Source organism: Lacipirellula parvula, assembly GCF_009177095.1.
Taxonomy (GTDB): Bacteria; Planctomycetota; Planctomycetia; order Pirellulales; family Lacipirellulaceae; genus Lacipirellula; species Lacipirellula parvula.
On record NZ_AP021861.1, the window covers coordinates 4,749,090 to 4,765,836 of the forward strand.

General features: G+C 61.2%; 12 protein-coding genes. 3 read left to right on the forward strand and 9 right to left on the reverse strand.

The window, feature by feature from the left end:
- Positions 1–34: 34 nt before the first annotated feature.
- From PLANPX_RS18615 to PLANPX_RS18655, 9 genes are all read right to left on the reverse strand, one after another.
- Positions 35–1,027, reverse strand: a complete 993-nt coding sequence (locus tag PLANPX_RS18615; RefSeq protein ID WP_152100184.1) for a hypothetical protein — start codon at positions 1,025–1,027, stop codon at positions 35–37.
- Positions 1,028–1,486: 459 nt separating this feature from the next.
- On the reverse strand, positions 1,487–1,930 hold the full coding sequence (locus PLANPX_RS18620) for a hypothetical protein (RefSeq protein ID WP_152100185.1): 444 nt from the start codon (positions 1,928–1,930) through the stop codon (positions 1,487–1,489).
- A 209-nt stretch (positions 1,931–2,139) separates the two neighbouring features.
- Positions 2,140–2,409, reverse strand: a complete 270-nt coding sequence (locus PLANPX_RS27470) for a hypothetical protein (RefSeq protein WP_172992167.1) — start codon at positions 2,407–2,409, stop codon at positions 2,140–2,142.
- Between the two features lie 211 nt (positions 2,410–2,620).
- Complete coding sequence (locus PLANPX_RS18630) at positions 2,621–3,670, reverse strand: DUF1559 domain-containing protein (protein ID WP_152100187.1); 1,050 nt, start codon at positions 3,668–3,670, stop codon at positions 2,621–2,623.
- A gap of 341 nt (positions 3,671–4,011) precedes the next feature.
- Entirely contained in the window at positions 4,012–5,454 is a 1,443-nt protein-coding gene (locus tag PLANPX_RS18635; RefSeq protein WP_172992168.1) for a LamG domain-containing protein, read from the reverse strand.
- Positions 5,455–5,561: 107 nt separating this feature from the next.
- Positions 5,562–7,076 carry a LamG domain-containing protein gene (locus tag PLANPX_RS18640; RefSeq protein WP_172992169.1) on the reverse strand — a complete coding sequence of 505 codons (1,515 nt, stop codon included), beginning with the start codon at positions 7,074–7,076 and terminating at the stop codon, positions 5,562–5,564.
- A 102-nt stretch (positions 7,077–7,178) separates the two neighbouring features.
- Positions 7,179–9,197 carry a PQQ-dependent sugar dehydrogenase gene (locus PLANPX_RS18645; RefSeq protein ID WP_152100189.1) on the reverse strand — a complete coding sequence of 673 codons (2,019 nt, stop codon included), beginning with the start codon at positions 9,195–9,197 and terminating at the stop codon, positions 7,179–7,181.
- Positions 9,198–9,405: 208 nt separating this feature from the next.
- On the reverse strand, positions 9,406–10,944 hold the full coding sequence (locus tag PLANPX_RS18650; RefSeq protein WP_152100190.1) for an alpha-L-arabinofuranosidase C-terminal domain-containing protein: 1,539 nt from the start codon (positions 10,942–10,944) through the stop codon (positions 9,406–9,408).
- 76 nt (positions 10,945–11,020) lie between these two features.
- On the reverse strand, positions 11,021–11,227 hold the full coding sequence (locus tag PLANPX_RS18655) for a hypothetical protein (protein ID WP_152100191.1): 207 nt from the start codon (positions 11,225–11,227) through the stop codon (positions 11,021–11,023).
- Positions 11,228–11,486: 259 nt separating this feature from the next.
- Between PLANPX_RS18655 and PLANPX_RS18660 the strand changes: the two genes are divergently transcribed.
- From PLANPX_RS18660 to PLANPX_RS18670, 3 genes are all read left to right on the forward strand, one after another.
- On the forward strand, positions 11,487–12,719 hold the full coding sequence (locus tag PLANPX_RS18660) for a XylR family transcriptional regulator (protein WP_152100192.1): 1,233 nt from the start codon (positions 11,487–11,489) through the stop codon (positions 12,717–12,719).
- Complete coding sequence (locus tag PLANPX_RS18665) at positions 12,716–15,190, forward strand: PSD1 and planctomycete cytochrome C domain-containing protein (protein ID WP_152100193.1); 2,475 nt, start codon at positions 12,716–12,718, stop codon at positions 15,188–15,190. The genes PLANPX_RS18660 and PLANPX_RS18665 overlap by 4 nt, the downstream gene beginning before the upstream one ends.
- 108 nt (positions 15,191–15,298) lie before the next feature.
- Positions 15,299–16,735 (forward strand): DUF1501 domain-containing protein, encoded by a 1,437-nt coding sequence (locus PLANPX_RS18670; RefSeq protein ID WP_152100194.1) that lies wholly within the window; start codon positions 15,299–15,301, stop codon positions 16,733–16,735.
- Positions 16,736–16,747 lie beyond the last annotated feature (12 nt).

The following is a 16,747-nucleotide window of genomic DNA, read 5'->3' on the forward strand; positions in this document are numbered from 1 at the left end:
GTGCGAGCGCGCCACCGCCTTTCTTAAATCCCGTTTAGCTCCGGTGCAGACATCCCGTCCCGCACCGCACGAGCGCTCCCGCAGCCAGCAGGGCGGGCATGATCAACGCCAGCGTTGCCGGCTCGGGAACTGCAGTCGCTGCCGACGCCAGCGGTGCGCCGGCTCCAAACGCACGCTGCCAAATGAGGAAGTCTTCTCCATCCGTCACATTGTCTCCGTTGGCATCGCCCACGTCCGTTTGCCCGTATGCAGCTTTCCAGATGACGAGATCGTCGTTGTTGACGAGCGTATCGCCATTGAAGTCTCCAGGGATCGCGTTGCTGGGAGCTTCAGAGCGAAAGTTATCAACCGTAAACTCAGCGTAAGCGTGACGCGCTGATCCAGAGTAAGCGAAGAGACCGGAATGCCCGCTCGTGTAGGGATTCGTTAAATCGGTCGCCGTCTTCTCTGCGACGACCCCGCCGCCGATCTCCAAAACCTTTCCATGCAACTGGTTGCCGATGATCTCCAGGGAAAACGTGTAGTCTTTATTGGCGAGATCGAGCGTCACCTGCTGCGACCCCATGTCGTGCAGGTTCAAACCCGTCATCTTGAACAACACCATCTCTCCCAGGCCTCCCGCGGCGAACGGCTCGTACATGTAACCGTACCCCCGGAGTTCGTTGAAGGTGTTGTTTCCATCGATGCGGGCTGTGATTCCGAACGCCGACGCGGTCGCTGGCTCAACAAAGTCAGCGGATACTTTGACGTCGGTAAAGCTCGAATTGACGTAGCTCCCGACAAATCCCAAGTCGCCGTTGGCGCCTAGAGTGTACCCGTTGGTAGGTCCTCGCAGCCGATAACGACCTGTAGAGGCGTCCCACGTCTGGCCGTCAGATAGAACTAGTCCATCTAGATGCGTCCATGCGGGATTGGCGGTGTCGTTCAGATCCGAAAAGTCGTCGAAGACTTGTGCGGCGGCGCGATTCGCCGTCCCTGCTAGCGCGGCGACGCTCAAGAAGAAGGCGGGGACGATTCGTCGACTCATGCTGTTTCGCATTCGTTGAACTCCATCTAGGGCGTTTGGAAACGTGCTCATCATGTCGTTGGATTCGCCGCCGCGCGGTCACGTGAGTTTCCGCCGAAGCGCGCAAGCGAACTGCAGCCGTCGCGTCGATTCACGCCACGTCGGCTGTTTTGATCTGTGGTTGAAAGCTCACGGCCCCAGAGAAAAGCTGCTGGAACCATGCGGGCGATGACGTACCCGCAGGCGTCACCGTACCGTCGAGACTTGTCGACTCACCGAAAAGTGGTCTGAAAAGGAGGCGCGCCCCCAAATGAGGGGCTAGATGTTCGGCAAAATAGCGAACTGACAGATTGATGTCAACTTTGCGCAGATTCTGCTGGCGCTAGCATCAAATGAGCAACGCAGTGGAGAGCGGAACACGAGCGAGTTTCCAAGCGGGCGGGACCGTTCAGGATTTCGCCGGCATCCGCGCCGTATTGTTTAGCGTCCGTTGCGCAGCCGCAGGTAGAGCTCTTGCAAGGCGCCCACGCAGCTGCGGCCATCGGCCGCGAGTTGTTCGCACCGCGCTGCGGTCTTCGCGCGTTCCATGTTCGCCCGCAACCGCGTCGGAACCTCGTCGGCCACGTCGGCCGCGACGTCGTCGTAGTTCAGACCGAAGCAGGCGCAAATCGGCGCGTCGAGATCCTTGGGGTAAACGGGCGTCGTCAACTCGTCGATGCTCACGACGGCGTCGAAGAGGTTGAAGTACGCCGCGTCGCAACGGGGGAACGCGCAGAACCAAGCCGTGTCGCCGAGCATGCCGCGCGATTCAGGCCGGATGTAGCGATTGAGCACCTGATGCTCGACCGGCGATCCGAGCGCCCCGCAGCGGGGGCAGAAGGCGCGGCCGTCGGGTTCTGGCTCGCGGACGAAGGCTTTGTTCATGCTGACGGCGTCGCTAGTTCAACGGGATCGTTGCTCCAAGCGTCACTTTATTCATGATGAGCCCGCACGGGGAAGACGAACGGTCGAGCGAAAACCGAAAAACGCGAACTCCACGAAAAAGACGGCGTCGGTTTCATCAACCGACGCCGTCTTCAACTGTACCGCTCTTATCCGGCGCTCAATCGCTAACCGAGATGAAGCCCGCTCTGCTAGGGGCGGGGTGGACCAGTAATTGCAAAGTCGAGCGTTTGGCCGTCGCCGGTGACTTCAACGCTCTTCCCGTTGCCTTCTGCTTTTCCAGGGATGTAATTCGGCGACGGAGCGTTTCTTCGTTGTTCGGATTCTTCACGGGTGCGAGGAGCGGCGTCGCCGGCGTTTGCGCTAACCATCGCAATGAACGTACCGGCGTTCGCCTTCTCGGTGGTATAGACGCCAGCCACGATCCTGCCGCCGAACGGAGTACCGGAACCCTGGGGCATGAAGCTAATACTTCCAGACTCGACGGGCGCCCCATTGTAGGTCACGCTCCCCGTCAGCGAAGCGTCGCCTGCGCCGCCACATCCAAGCAGCGGAAACGACGCGAGCGCAATTAGCAAACTCTGCCAGCCAACCTTCACCATATCGAGCTCCCAGGAGGCAAAACAAGCGTTCCTTCGCGCGGAAGTTAGCTTCCGCCAACCCCGCAATCCGTTAAGGAAGGTCGAGGGTTTCATCAAAGCTGATCGTAGCAACGGCGCGCCAAGCCAGCTGATCAATTCCATCGGAGACGAACTTGATGGAACCGTCGACCATCGACGTGTTGACGCCGCCGGGGTGCACGCCGCGCGCCGCCGCATATATGGTGGCTCCAGCTTGTTTCCCCGATTGAGAGCCGGGAGCTATTGTTTTGCACAGAGGCAAATAACCCGCGTCGATGGGCGGGCAGTCGCCGGCAATCACATCCTCTGAGCTATTGTTGGGCGTCGTATAGTTAGAAAACAACGCGCCACCCATGTTTCCATAGATCGTCTCCCCAATGGCGCCGCCCCAGGCGGTCGTTAAGGGCACGATACCTTCGGAAAAGAGAACCGTTCGCGAAGTGCCGTCGGAGATTTCCTTCAAACGGACTCCGGGATTCAGAGGCACAGGAGAATTGGCCGCTGAAGAGACGGGCACTGGCACGACCCCCATGGCCCCCTTCCATCCAAACTCGGGGACGACTCCATCAATAAAACCAAGCTTGTTTCCGTACATATCGCCGGCTCCGACGCAGCCACGATACGAGCCCCGCCAGAAACCGAAAGCCGGCGTATCCATTTCATTCGCCGCTGGCGTGATGTCGCTCGGACAGTAGAAGAGCGGAACTTGCGAGTGCCGAGCCTGCCGCAAACGTACCTCATCGCCAATCGGCCCATTCGCGCCAGGAATATTGGTCGTGTACACAGGATCAGGAATCGTCCAGTAGCCCTGATAGACGGCTTGCTGTTCGATGTAAGGGAGAACGAACTGCGTCCAGGTATACGTATCCCAACGGTCGAACTTACGACCGGGCGGGAGCATCTTCTTCGACGATTCGTGGTTCATCGACCCGAGCGAAAGGTTTTTCAAATTATTCAGGCACGACGTCCGACGCGCCGCTTCGCGCGCCGCTTGAACGGCAGGCAACAGCAGGGCGACCAACACGCCAATAATCGCGATGACGACCAGCAGTTCAACAAGAGTAAAACCAAGAACACGCCTGGGGGGGCAAAGACGTTTCATGACAAGCTCATTCCTTTCCGAGAAGAACTAACTTTTGCATTCTAGGCCCGGCTGATAGGCAGGGCGAGGCGTCCATTGCTGGTCGCTAGCGTATTGTCATTTTTCTGCGATTTGCCGCCGCACATCGCTAAGTGGTCTCAAAAGACATTTGAGCGTTTACGGCAGCCATGCGTTCTTGCTGGTTGTTCGTCTACGGATGTCTAAGGCATTCAGGGTCGCGACGATTGTGCCTCTTTTGCACGGCTCGGAAGGGCCCGCCTTGCACCCCGTCTGAACCGTCGACGACATTGGCAAACCGAAGCGGCGTCATGCCGCTTCGGTCTGCCGTAGTCGATTGCGACTTACCGCTGGCGGCGCGTCGCGGCGAGCGCGATTCCCGCCATGACGATCAAGCCGAGCGCGGCCGGCTCTGGGACCGCAGCCGCGGCGACTTCCGCGGCGCCGGCGCCGAAGTTGGCCTTCCACGTCGCCAGCGAGGCAGCGTCGTAGCCCGGCTGACCAAAGTTGCGTTGCCACAACAGGAAGTCGGCGCCGTCGACCTTGCCGCTGTTGTTGAAATCGCCAGGCAGCCCGGCGACGCCAACGTAGGAAACCGTGCTGGTGATCAGAGCGCCGCCATTCAGGCCGAACTCCAACACCAGATCGCCGTCGACGCCGCTGCCGAAGATCGACGTGTTGAACGCGTTGCCCAGGCTAATCGAGGAATTAGCCGCGAGCGTCGAACCCGCAGCGCCCAGGAATTGCTCCACGAGTTGGTTGGCGTTCGAGCCAGCAGTCGCCTTATCCCAACCTTCGCCAGCGGAGTCGCCGGCGACCGAGCCCGCATCCGGGCCGTCGACGGCGCCGAAGTTTTGCGTGTCGAGGCTATTCCAATTGGCGGTGCTGAGGGCGCCGCCGACGCTGCTGATCCGCAGGAAGTCGATGGCCAACGGAGCCGAAGCGGTGTTCTTCAGCGTGACGGCGCCGGTGTTCTTGTTGACTTCAAGAACCACGTTGCCGCCCGGATTCAGCACGTCTGGACCGAACACCGCGTGCGACAGCGCATCGGTGGCCGTCATCGCCGTGTTGTAAACGCGCAGTTCGTTGATCTTGCCGTCGAAGATCGAGTCTGGCCATTGCGACCGACCGAGCCAGATGTTGTTGTCGACGAGCGTCGACAGGTTAAATCCAGCAGCCATCGGGTTGGTGCCGGCGAGCTTGCCGTTGACGTACAGGGTAATCGTCCCCGGCAGCCCTCCGCTTTGATCGTAGACCGTCACCAAGTGCGTCTGATCGGTCGTCGACATCGGAACGTTGAAGTCGACGAAACCTTCCGTACCGACGTTCTTCGTGTGCGTCGTCGTGCGGATGACGTTGGTGGCGCCATTCTGCGGAATAATCTGAATGTAGTCGGCCGCATTGCCGCCGTCGGAAACGCCTTCGCCGCCGTTGCTCGTGCCAGCCGAGAACAGGGCGGCCCAACCGCGATTCGTCGAGGAAGTGGCCCAGGTTTCGATCGTCAGTTGCCCAGGCGTCCCGCCGTTAGCCGCAGCCGAGATGATGCCGTTCGGAAAATCGACGTAGGCATCTTCCGAAATGCCGCTATTCGATCCTTGTCCGGTGTTGGCCGACATATCGAACTGGCCGCCGGCAAACACGCCAGTGGGAACGCCGGCGTCGATCACGGTGCCGTTGGCCCCGCCGATCGAATCGTTGGCGTCGGTCGTGAAGCTATAGCGGTTGGTAATGGCTGCGCCGGCCTCTTGGAGACTGGCGGCCGACATGGCGCCCGTCAAGAGGAGCATGGCCCCAGGGATAAGTTGTCGCCGTTGCATGTTGAAACTCCAGATTGAAGTCAAGTTTTGATCGTTGTGAGAAGTGTTTTCGTTAGCAGACGCTACGACTGAGCCAATTACTTTCCGGCAGCGCGGCGCCGGGCGGCGACGAGCGCGACGGAGGCCAGCCCCGCGAGGCCAAGCGTCGCCGGCTCGGGCACGGCGGCGCCGAGTGCGGCGAAAGCAGCCTCGCCGTTGGCGGCGATATAGTCTGCCTTGAAAAGCTTGAAGTCGGCGTAATCGTTGTCCTTATCGCCGTCCAGGTCGCCTTTGAGGTAGGCCGTGACGGCGGGGTCCGTAGCGAACGCGGTGGAGGCGTTCGGGACGAACACCGCCCAGTCGGCGGCGTTCACCAAACCGTCGCCGTTCAAATCGCTGCGTTTGGCCGCCGTGCCGGTGTAGACGATTTGTCCCGCTCCGGTAGCGCCGCCATTCATCGTGTAGTTGAAGGTCAGATCTTCAATCGGAGTCTTCTTCCAAGCGGCGCCGATCGAGGCCGAGCCGTTGCCGGCAATCGTGCCGCCGTCGAGCGTTCCGCCGGTGACCGATTCGGCAATGCTCAGGTTCGTGGAAGAGCTGCTCGTCCACGTTCCGTTCGGGTCGAACGTGTTGCCGGCGTCGATCGACGTCCAGGTCGCGGGGTTCAAACCGCCGCCGACGGAGCCAATCGAGTAGCCCGTCACGTTGATGCCGCCGCCAGACTGGTTGCTCAACGAGATCACGCCCGTCGACCGGTTGACGGTGAGCACCGGCACCGGTGCGGGCTCAGGCCCGGCGGTGAAGGAAGCCGCGACTTCACCGGCAGTCAGCGCGTTGTCGTAAATCCGGAACTCGTCAATGAGTCCGTCGAACAACGGATCGGGCCACTGAGCGCGTCCGAGCCAGTTGTTGTTGTCATTCAACACAGTGAGGTCAATTCCAGTGGGAATCGCCGCGGTAACTGGGGCGCCGTTGTTGATGTACAGCGTCAGCGTCCCGTTCGGGCCGGCAGTCGTGTTCGTATGGTCGAAAACGGCGACCATGTGGCTTTTGACGCCGACGGCGAGCGGCGCCCCGCTGTGGGCGAAGTTTTCAACGCCGCCCGCGGTGTGGACCGACGCCGACGCTTGGCCATTGATGCTTTGCTGGGCAGTCATCAACACGTAGGCCGACGCGCCAGCGCCGCCGGAGGTATTTTCACCGCCATTGCTGGTGCCGAAGTCGACAAGCCGGGCCCAGTTGCGGTTTTCCTGCGGAGTGGCCCAGATTTCTAGCGTCGCCGCGCCAAAGCTACCGGTGTTCATTGCCGACGAGAACACGCCGTTGGGCAAATCAACGTATGCTCCGACGGTCGTCGGCAAGGAGAAGTCCTGGTTCGAGTTGGCGTTGTTGTTCCGCGTCAGATCGAGTGCACCGCCGGTGTAGCTGGAGATGCCGGTGTTATCGATGACGGTGCCGTTCGCGGTGCCGACTGAATCGTTGGCGTTGCCGTTGTTGAACGTGTACTTGTGCACCAGCACGGCTTCAGCCGGTGCGGCAAACATGGCGAGCGTCCCAGCGGCTAGCAAAAGCCGACGGGCCGCCGATTTCTTGGATTGTCCCACGGTGTTCATCAAACGTCCTCCAAAGAGAGTTCGGGAGAGGCTGCGAGAAGCGGATGTTGATTGCTGCGGGCCGCGAGGGCTCATGAAGGTTCCTTTCAAAGGAGATGCGTCCTAACCGAGTTGACGAGTGGCAGCGACCGCCAGGCAGCGCTGCGCTGTGAAAGCATGAGGGGATCGAACGAGAAGCGTGGCCGCCACGCAGGCGACGCTCAACAAAAACGCCGCACTTGGTTCGGGCACGATGCCCGACATCGCGACGAACGCGCCAACGCCGTTGACCGCGTCGTAATCTTGCTTGAACAAACGGAAGTCGACGAAATCGCTGTCGCCGTCGCCGTCCAAATCGCCGAGGGCGTATGACTCGGCTTTGCTGAGTCCCGAAAGATTGGCGTAGGCCCCGGTGAGGAAGACCGCCCAATCGGCTGCCGTCAGCGTACCGTTGAAGTTGAGATCGCTACGGCCAAAGGCGTGGCCGCCGTTACCCGCGTAGGCGACCGTGGTCGCCAGCGGCGAACCGTTCACCATCAGGCTAATCGCCAAGTCTTGCGTCGGCGATTTCAACCAACCGCCGCCGGCTGACAGGATGATCTGCTGGCCGACGCCCAGCGTGCCGGCGTCGCCAGTGGTGACTTCGGTGAACGTCAGGTTATTCCCGGCGGCTGAGGTGATCTGCCAGGGGTTGTTGCCATCGACCGAGCCGTTGCCGGTCGAGTCGTAATGGCCGGTGATCGACGTCAGCGCCGTTGGATTGATCGCTCCAAACGGCGAGCTGATGGTGAGTGCCGTGAGATTGACGGCTGCCGTCGTATTGTTTGTCAACGTGATCGCGCCCGTGTCGCGATTGACCGTCACATTGATGGCGGCCGCCGGCACGATGCGGAAAATCTCGCCTTGGCCGAGCGCGGGGAAGAAGGCGTTCCCGAACTTTACGATGTACAAATTGCCGGCGTTGTCTTCGCCGAACGACGTCACGAACTGGATGTTCGCTCCGCCGCCGATGGCGGTTTCGAAAGCCGTCGTGTGGTTCGTCAGGCCAGTGAGATTCGTACCGTCGTAGCTAGACGTCGGCGTGCTTGTGTTGAAGTTGCCTGAGTAAACGTTGCCGTTGGAAAAGTCGGAGAAAAAGTAGCGGCCTTGAAGTTCCGGAACAGGGCCGCGATACACGTAACCGCCGGTGATCGAGCTGCCAACAAGTTGCGTCGGGTGGGGCAGGGGGTTGCTGTAGTGGGCGTAGTCGAAGATGGGGTTGAGGTCGCCGGGCGAGCCGGGGCCCCCGACGCCGGGTTGGGTCGTCGCGATGGTGCCCTCGCGCGACGTCCAACCGAAGTTGAGGGGCGGGTTGGCGGGATTGGCGAAGAAGCTGCTGGGGACGTAGTTCACCTCTTCGGCGGTGTTGAACCCGACGTCGCCGATGTAGAAGTCGCCCGTTTGGCGATCAAAGCCCGAGCGGAACGGATTGCGAAGCCCCGTCAACGCCACGCTGACGCCGGCATGCGTGGCGTCCGTAGCCGGGGTGGGGAAGCTGGCCGTCAGATCGAACCGCAGCATCTTTCCGTAAACCGACGTTGGGCTTTCGATGAGCGCGGGGTTGAATCCTGCTTCATCGGCCTGGGTGCCGCCGTCGCCCATCGTGACGAACAACTCGTTGTTGTTGCCATTAGGGCGGAAATGAACTTGGTTGATCGTATGGAAGACGTTGTTGAGGTTCTGATATTGAAGCAGGCGGCGCTGGAGGACGGGCGTACCCGAGACGACTTTGTATTCGTCGAGGGCGTTCGTGCCGTTGTTGTTGCTGGTCGTATAAAAGAGGCCGTTTGTTTGGTAGTCGGGGTTAAAAGTTAGGCCAAGGAGTCCGCCATCGGAATTGATCGATCCGGCAACGTCGAGAAAAGTGCTGAATGTTTGAGTTTGCATGTCGAACTTACGAATGCGACCAAGCTGGTTGCCTGTATCGCTCCGTTCGACGATGTAGAGAGAGCTATTGTCGCCGGGCGCCTGTGTCATGCCGACGGGCTGATTGAGACCGCCGACAACGCGTTCCACCGTGTAGGCGGCGCGCGCCGACTCGCCCCAGCCGGCGGTTAGCCAGCAGGCGACGAGCAAAGCGGTTATCAGCGATTGTTGATGCATGTTGTTGCGGCAGACAAAAACTGGGGCTCAGTTCGGTTCGCTAGATTGGATACGTTTCGTTCGGCAGTTCCAGTTTCACGCGTTCTTAACGTCGTTGTCGGCTCGGTTGCTTGAGCCTTTGATTTAAAGGGGCGCCGCTGTCGACCGCACCTTCCTGGCTGCCCCCCAGGCAGGCAGGCTGCGGATCGACAGCGGCCCCGATGCTTCGCTATCCCGTGAGCTCGATCTCCACCGCGCTCACCGAGGCCGCCGGGAATTCCCACTTCCCGTCGTTCGAGAGCGTCCGCTCGGCGATCTGCATCACGTCGTCACTGTTCAAATCGGAGACCTCGACCATCGGGTCGTCCGCGATTTCAAACGCCGTCGCACGCTTGATCGTCGCGCCCGCGAGGTTTAACTCTGCGGACGCCGCCCGATCGCGATTCGTGTTCACGACGTGCAAGAAAAGTTTGTCGCCGGTCCGGCTTGCCACAACGTCCAAGCCATCCGGAACATCAGTCACTTCCACCGCCTGCTCGCCGATGTGATGGCGGTAGAGCTTCATCACCCGCGCGACCGGCATCAAATACGACTTGCCGTGCGGCGTCGGCATCATCACCGCGTTCACCTGCCACCGCGTGCCGCAAAAATCGGCCGCGGTGGCGATCTTCAGCACGTCGCCGTGCCGCTGGTGGTTGTTCAAAATCCGCCCGTAGGAAACCCCCGTCGCCCAGGTGGAAAGAACATCGCAGCGGTTACGTCCCGGAATCGCAAAGTGGCACTCCGTCATCGCCAGCGGCACGTCGCGGCCCTTTAGTCCGTCGCGTGTTTCGCGAATCTTGCGGTCGTTGATCTGCCAAGCGTTCATCAGGCAATCCCACGTCGCCGCCGGATCGCGACGGTAGAGTTCGCCTCGCAGCACCGGACGCTCATCGCTATCCGGGTTGAACATCTGATGGAACGCGAGCATGTCGACGTGGTCGCCCGCTTGCTCGTACATGTCGGCCGCCCACCCCGAATCGCCCCAGGCGATCACTTGAATGGAGGGATCGACCTGCCGCATCGCCTTTGAAAACTCGATCGTCTTGGCGATCGCCTCGCCCTTGTTGAAGCCTCGGTTGTCGTACGAGGTTTCATTTCCCAACTGCCAGTAGCGAATCGTCAGCGGATCGGCGAATCCGTGGCCGCGGCGTTCGGCGTTATCGGGATCGTTGCAGTAAGCGACCCAGTCGGCCGCTTCCTGAGCGTCGCCCCACCGCATGCTCCCCTTCGCTTCGCGATACTGCTTGCGACCGTCGCCAGCGAAATTGACGCACATCAGCGGCTCAGACTTCACCTGCCGGCAGAAGTCGATGAACTCAGCCGTCCCGATCTGGTTTGATTCGAGGCCGCCCCACATGAGGTTGACCATCGGGGGACGCTTGTCACGCGGCCCGACGCCTTCGCGCCAGCGGTAGAAATCGGTAAAGATCCCGCCCCAACGCATCATCGTCGGCGCCAAATCTTGCGTAGCGGCGATCAAGTCTGGCCGCCAACGATCTTGCAAATGGTCCCACGAAGCCTCGACAGAGCTGTCGGTGACGCCCAACGGCTCCATGAATTGCATATAGAGATAAGGAGACAACTCGAATCGCGGCGTCAGATCGACCTGTAGCAGCGATCCTTTCTCAGCCGCGGCATGCGCGTTGCGCGCACTCGCTAGCGTCGCCGCGGTCGCGCCAACGACCAACGACTTCACCGCATCGCGGCGAGAAAGTTGCCGAGCCATAAGAACTCAAAAGCTGCCGGCTGGTAAATGACAGATGAGGGCCGCCATGACCAAAACAGTCATGCCGCGCCGCTGCCTACCAGCGTGGGAAAAGTAGTTCGCGAATTGCCTGGAAGTAGTAGTGCCGCCTGTCGAGCGTTGCAGCCAACGCCGCATCCATGAAAAGCGAGACGTCCTTGCCGGCCGCGCGAGCGCGGTTCCTTAATGTCTCTACCTGCTCGACAGTGTTTCCATTTTGCTTGGAACCGTAATTTCCAACAATGAGATGGAGCGTCTGCGTCATTGAGATATATTGCTTATTCAAATTGAGATATATTCCGGCCCCGCTTCTCTTGGTTCCGCCGGCCCTCCGGACTAGAATTTACCGAAGATCGCAGCCGTTTCCAGCCCTCCATGGCATAGGCCGACTGCGAACTTCGGACGGATGGCGGCCTTCTTTTCATCCGTTCCGCACCATTCTTGTCGCTCCTTATTGAGAAACTTGTTTCTGGCCGCCATGCTTTGTGCTGGTGCGGCCAGCGCACCTTGCGGAATCTTGGCCTATGTCCGAGCGCCTACGCGTCGCCCTCGACATTGAAACGTCCCTCGTTTACGGACGGCGACTCCTGGAAGGAGTCTCGCGCTACCTCCGCGCCAACCGGCCTTGGTCGATCTATATCGAACAGCACGAACTCGGCAGCGACCTGCCCGGCTTCCTCAAACGCTGGAACGGCGACGGCATTATCACCCGCCAAGCGAGCCCCGAGTCGATCAAGCTCCTCAAGCGGCGTCATCTCGCCGCTATCGATCTCGGCGACATCCATCCCCATCTTGGTTTGCTGCGGATCGGCTCCGCCCAAGTCACCATCGGGCGGATGGCGGCTGAACACCTATTGGAGCGAGGCTTCGAGCATTTCGCCTGCTGCGGGTTCGAAGGCGAGCATTGGTCGCAGCGTCGCCGCGACGGCTTCATCGCCGAGATCGGCCACGCCGGCTTTCAAACGAGCGTCTACGAGTCGCCGAGCGCCGGTCTGCAGGTTTGGAAGCGCGATCAGCAACGGCTCGTCGAGTGGATCAACTCGCTGCCGCGTCCCGTCGGCGTCTTCGCAACGAATGATATGCGCGGCCAACACATTCTCGACGCCTGTGCCCGGCTCGATCTCGCGGTCCCCGAACAAGTCGCGGTGATCGGCGTCGATAACGACGATCTTGTCTGCAATCTCTGCAACCCGGCTCTTTCGAGCATCATCCCCAATCCGGAGCGCATTGGTTACGAAGCGGCTGGTTGGCTCGATCGGATGATGCAAGGCGAAACGCCGGCCGCGCTCGACATCGAGATCCCGCCGCTCGGCATCGCCGTGCGGCAGTCTTCGGATGTGTTCGCCGTTTCCGATCCAACTCTTGCGGCGGCGCTTCGCTTTATCCGCGAACGGGCCTGCGACGGCGCCACGGTCACCGATCTGCTGAACCACCTGTCGGTGTCGCGCAGCTGGCTCGAACGAAACTTCCGCAAGTTGCTCAACCGCTCGCCGCAGGCCGAGATTCGCATGGTGCAGATTAAGCGGTGCAAGGAACTGTTGCGGACAACGAACCTCTCGCTCGAAAAGATCGCCGGCCTCGCCGGATTTGAACACCCCGAATACATGAGCGTGGTGTTCAAGCGCGAGACCGGCCGCACCCCCGGACAGTATCGCAGCAATGGGTCGGCCCCCGTCGGCGCAGCGGCTGCGGGCGGAAACTCGATCAGCGCGGCGAACGCCATCGACGTAAAGAAGCGAAATGGCATGATGATATGAGTGACGAGCAGACCACTGCCGACGTGCGTACGACGCTGCGACGCGCTGCGACCGCTGCACGTCTGTTGTCGGCGATTGCGTTCCTCGGCTTGTTAGTCGGCGACGTCGAGTCGTCCCATGCGGCTCCAGTAAACTTCTCTCGTGAAGTGAAGCCGATCTTGGCCCGCCGTTGCTTTGCCTGCCACGGTCCCGACTCGGGCGAAGGGGGCCTCCGGCTCGACAGCCGCGAGCACGCCCTCGCGGAGCTTGATTCGGGCCTACTTGCGATCGTGCCGAAGGACGTTGATTCGAGTGAGTTGCTCGCAAGAGTCACTGCAGAGGATGAGTTCACGCGGATGCCGCCGGAAGGTAAGCCGCTCACGGAGCACGAGATTGACGTGCTCCGTCGCTGGATCGCCGAAGGTGCGGAGTATCAGAAGCATTGGGCGTTCGTCGCTCCAGAAAAGCACGAGCCGCCGGTGATTGAGGGCGAGAATAAGGCGTGGGTGCGAACGCCAATCGATGCATTCATCCTCGCGCAGCTCGAGGCGAATAATCTGCAGCCGGCGCCGAAGGCGGATAAGCGAACGCTCTGCCGCCGCGCTTACTACGACCTCACCGGCTTGCCGCCCACTGAACAACAGCTTGAGGAATTCCTCGACGACGAATCGCCCGACGCTTGGGAGAAGTTAATCGACAAGCTGCTCGCGTCGCCCCATTACGGCGAGCGTTGGGGCCGGCATTGGCTTGACCTCGTCCGTTTCGCCGAGACCAACAGCTTTGAGCGCGACGGCCAGAAACCGAACGCTTGGAAGTACCGCGATTACGTCATCCGCAGTTTTAACGACGACAAGCCGTATGATCAGTTCATCAAAGAACAGCTCGCGGGCGATGAACTTGACGAGGTGACGCGTGATTCGATCATCGCCACCGGCTACTATCGCCTCGGAATCTGGGACGACGAGCCGGCCGATTCAGTCCAGGCGCGCTCGGATGAGATGGACGATCTCATCGCGACAACCAGCCAGGCGTTCCTCGGCCTCACCGTTGGGTGCGCCCGCTGCCACGATCACAAGATCGATCCGATCCCGCAGAAGGATTACTACGGAATGGCGGCGTTCTTCGGCGACGTCACCTCCTACGGCGATCGCGGCGACCAGACCTCATGCAATCAGTGGGATCTGAGCCCGCCGGAGACGGCGGCACGTCGTCGCGAGCTCCGCGAGCAGGCCGACCTCGTGAATCGTGAAGTGGTCTCGATGGAAGAGGTCGGCGTCAAGCGGATGGAAGCTCCCGACCAGCGCCGGAGCGAAACGCACGATCGCGAGCGACTGCTGAAACGTAAGCTAAAAAAGTATCTCAACGCGTCGGAGTGGGAGCAGTACCAAGCGACGCGGCAGCGGCTCGACGCGGCGCACGCCGAGCTGCGCGAACTCGGCGAACCAGAGTCGGCCCTCGCGCTCGCGCGCTGCAACGCGCATCCCGAGCCAACGCACCTCAACGTCCGCGGCAACCCTCACGTCCCGGGCGAAGTGGTCGAACCCCGCTTCCCGCAACTCTTCGGCGTCGAGCAGCCGACGATTCCCGCAGCGCCGGCAGGCGCGCGTTCGGCCGGCCGGCGCAAGGTGCTCGCCGACTGGATCGCGTCCAACGACAACATGCTCACGTCGCGGGTGATCGCGAACCGCGTCTGGCAGCACCACTTTGGCCGCGGCCTCGTCCGCTCGGCGAACAACTTTGGCGAGCTCGGCGACGTGCCGACGCATCCCGAACTATTAGATTGGCTCGCGATCTGGCTCACCGAGCATGAGTGGAAACTGAAGCCGCTCCACCGGTTGATCATGACCAGTAGCGCCTACCAGATGTCGAGCCAGGCCGACGCCGTCGCGCTCGCCGCCGATCCGCTCAACGACAATCTCTGGCGATTTGACCTGCGCCGCCTCGGCGCCGAAGAACTCCGCGATGCGACGCTTGCCGCTAGCGGGAAGCTGAACCTTGAGATGTACGGCCCGAGCTTTTACCCCGAGATGTCGCCCGAAGTCCTCGCCACGCAGTCGATGCCAGGCCAAGGCTGGGGCAAGTCGTCGTCCAAAGAACAATCGAGACGCAGCGTCTATATCTACGTGAAGCGCTCGCTGCTGACGCCGCTCCTCACGGCATTCGACTTCCCCGACGTCGACGCCAGCTGCGAAGCACGCTTCAACACAACCCAACCGGGCCAAGCGCTGTCAATGCTCAACGGCCAGTTCGCCAACGAGCAAGCCGGCTACCTCGCCAATCGCGTCCGCACCGAAGCGGGCGACGATCCGAAAGACCAAGTCGCCCGCGCGATCGAAATCACCTTAGGCCGCGAAGCGACCAAAGAAGAAATCGCCGACGGCCTCGAGCTATTAAATCAACTCACAAAAGAACACAACCGCGACCCGCAAGAAGCCCTCCGCTACTGGTGCCTAGTCGCGCTCAACCAAAACGAATTCCTGTACCTAGACTAAATCTCCCCCGCATTCCTTTGCGCCTTCGCGCCTTTGCGTGAGACCATCTTCATTAAGATCTCACGCAAAGGCGCGAAGGCGCAAAGAAGACGAAGAGAAAGCAAAGCGATGACTAATCACATGCACAACTTCTGCGGTCGAACGCGGCGGGAGTTTTTGTGGGAGAGCGGCTGCGGGTTCGGCGCGGCGGCGCTCGCGTCGCTGCTGTCGGCCGACGGAGCCCTTGGCGCCGCGGCCAATCCGCTCGCCCCGAAGCCTGCCCCCGGCTCCGCGAAGGCGAAGAGCGTCATCTTCTTGTTCATGTACGGCGGCCCGAGCCACATCGACACGTTTGATTACAAGCCGACGATGGTCGGCATGGACGGCAAGACGATCGCCGTGAAAACCCACGGCCGCGGCGGGCATAAGAACGAAGGCCGCATCGTCGAGCCGCGGTGGAAGTTCAAGCAGTACGGCCAAAGCGGCAAGTGGGTGAGCGATCTGTTCCCGAACCTCGCCCACTGCGTCGACGACATCGCCTTCATGCATTCGATGACGGCCGAGTCGCCGATCCACGGCTCGGCGATGCTGATGATGAACTCGGGCAAGCTGCAAAGCGGCAGCCCGTCGATCGGCAGCTGGGTCAACTACGGCCTCGGCTCGGTGAATGAAAACATGCCGGGCTACGTGGTGATGCTCGATCACACCGGCGGCCCGATCAGCGGCGCGAAGAACTGGTCGAGCGGCTACATGCCGGCGACGTATGCGGGGACGGTGTTTCGGCCCGACGGCTCGCCGATCAACGACCTCAAGCTGCCCGAAGGCACGACGCGGCCGCTGCAGCGCGACCTGCTCGACACGCTGGCGAAGCTGAACGAACGTCATCGCCAGCCGCGGCTCGATCAAGCCGACCTCGCGTCGCGGATCTCGACCTACGAGCTCGCCTACAAGATGCAGCAACACGCCCCCGAGGCGGTCGATCTGAGCCAAGAGACCGAGCATACGAAGAAGCTCTACGGCCTCGACAACGAGCAGACCCGCCAGTTCGGCACACGGTGCCTCTTGGCTCGCCGGTTAGTGGAGCGAGGCGTCCGCTTCATCCAAGTTTACTCGGGCGGTTCGCACAACGACGACAACTGGGACGCCCACGGCGACCTCGTTGCGAACCACACGAAGCACGCCGGCGCGACCGATCTGCCGATCGCGGGCCTCTTGAAAGATCTCAAGCAGCGCGGCCTGCTCGAAGAAACCTTGGTCGTCTGGGGCGGCGAGTTCGGCCGCCAGCCGACGGCCGAGTACGACGTCGGCACGGGCCGCGACCACAACTCGATGGGTTTTACGATGTGGATGGCCGGCGGCGGCGTGAAGGGGGGCGTGAGCGTCGGCCAAACCGACGAAATCGGCAGCGTCGCGGTCGACCAGCCGATGCACGTCAAACGGCTGCATGCCACCGTGCTCAACCAACTCGGCCTCGATCCCAACGCCCTCAGCTACTTCTTCCGCGGACTCGATCAGAAACTTGTCGGCGTCGAGCATACGGAACCGATTAAAGAGATTATTTCGTAATTTGTGAGAAAC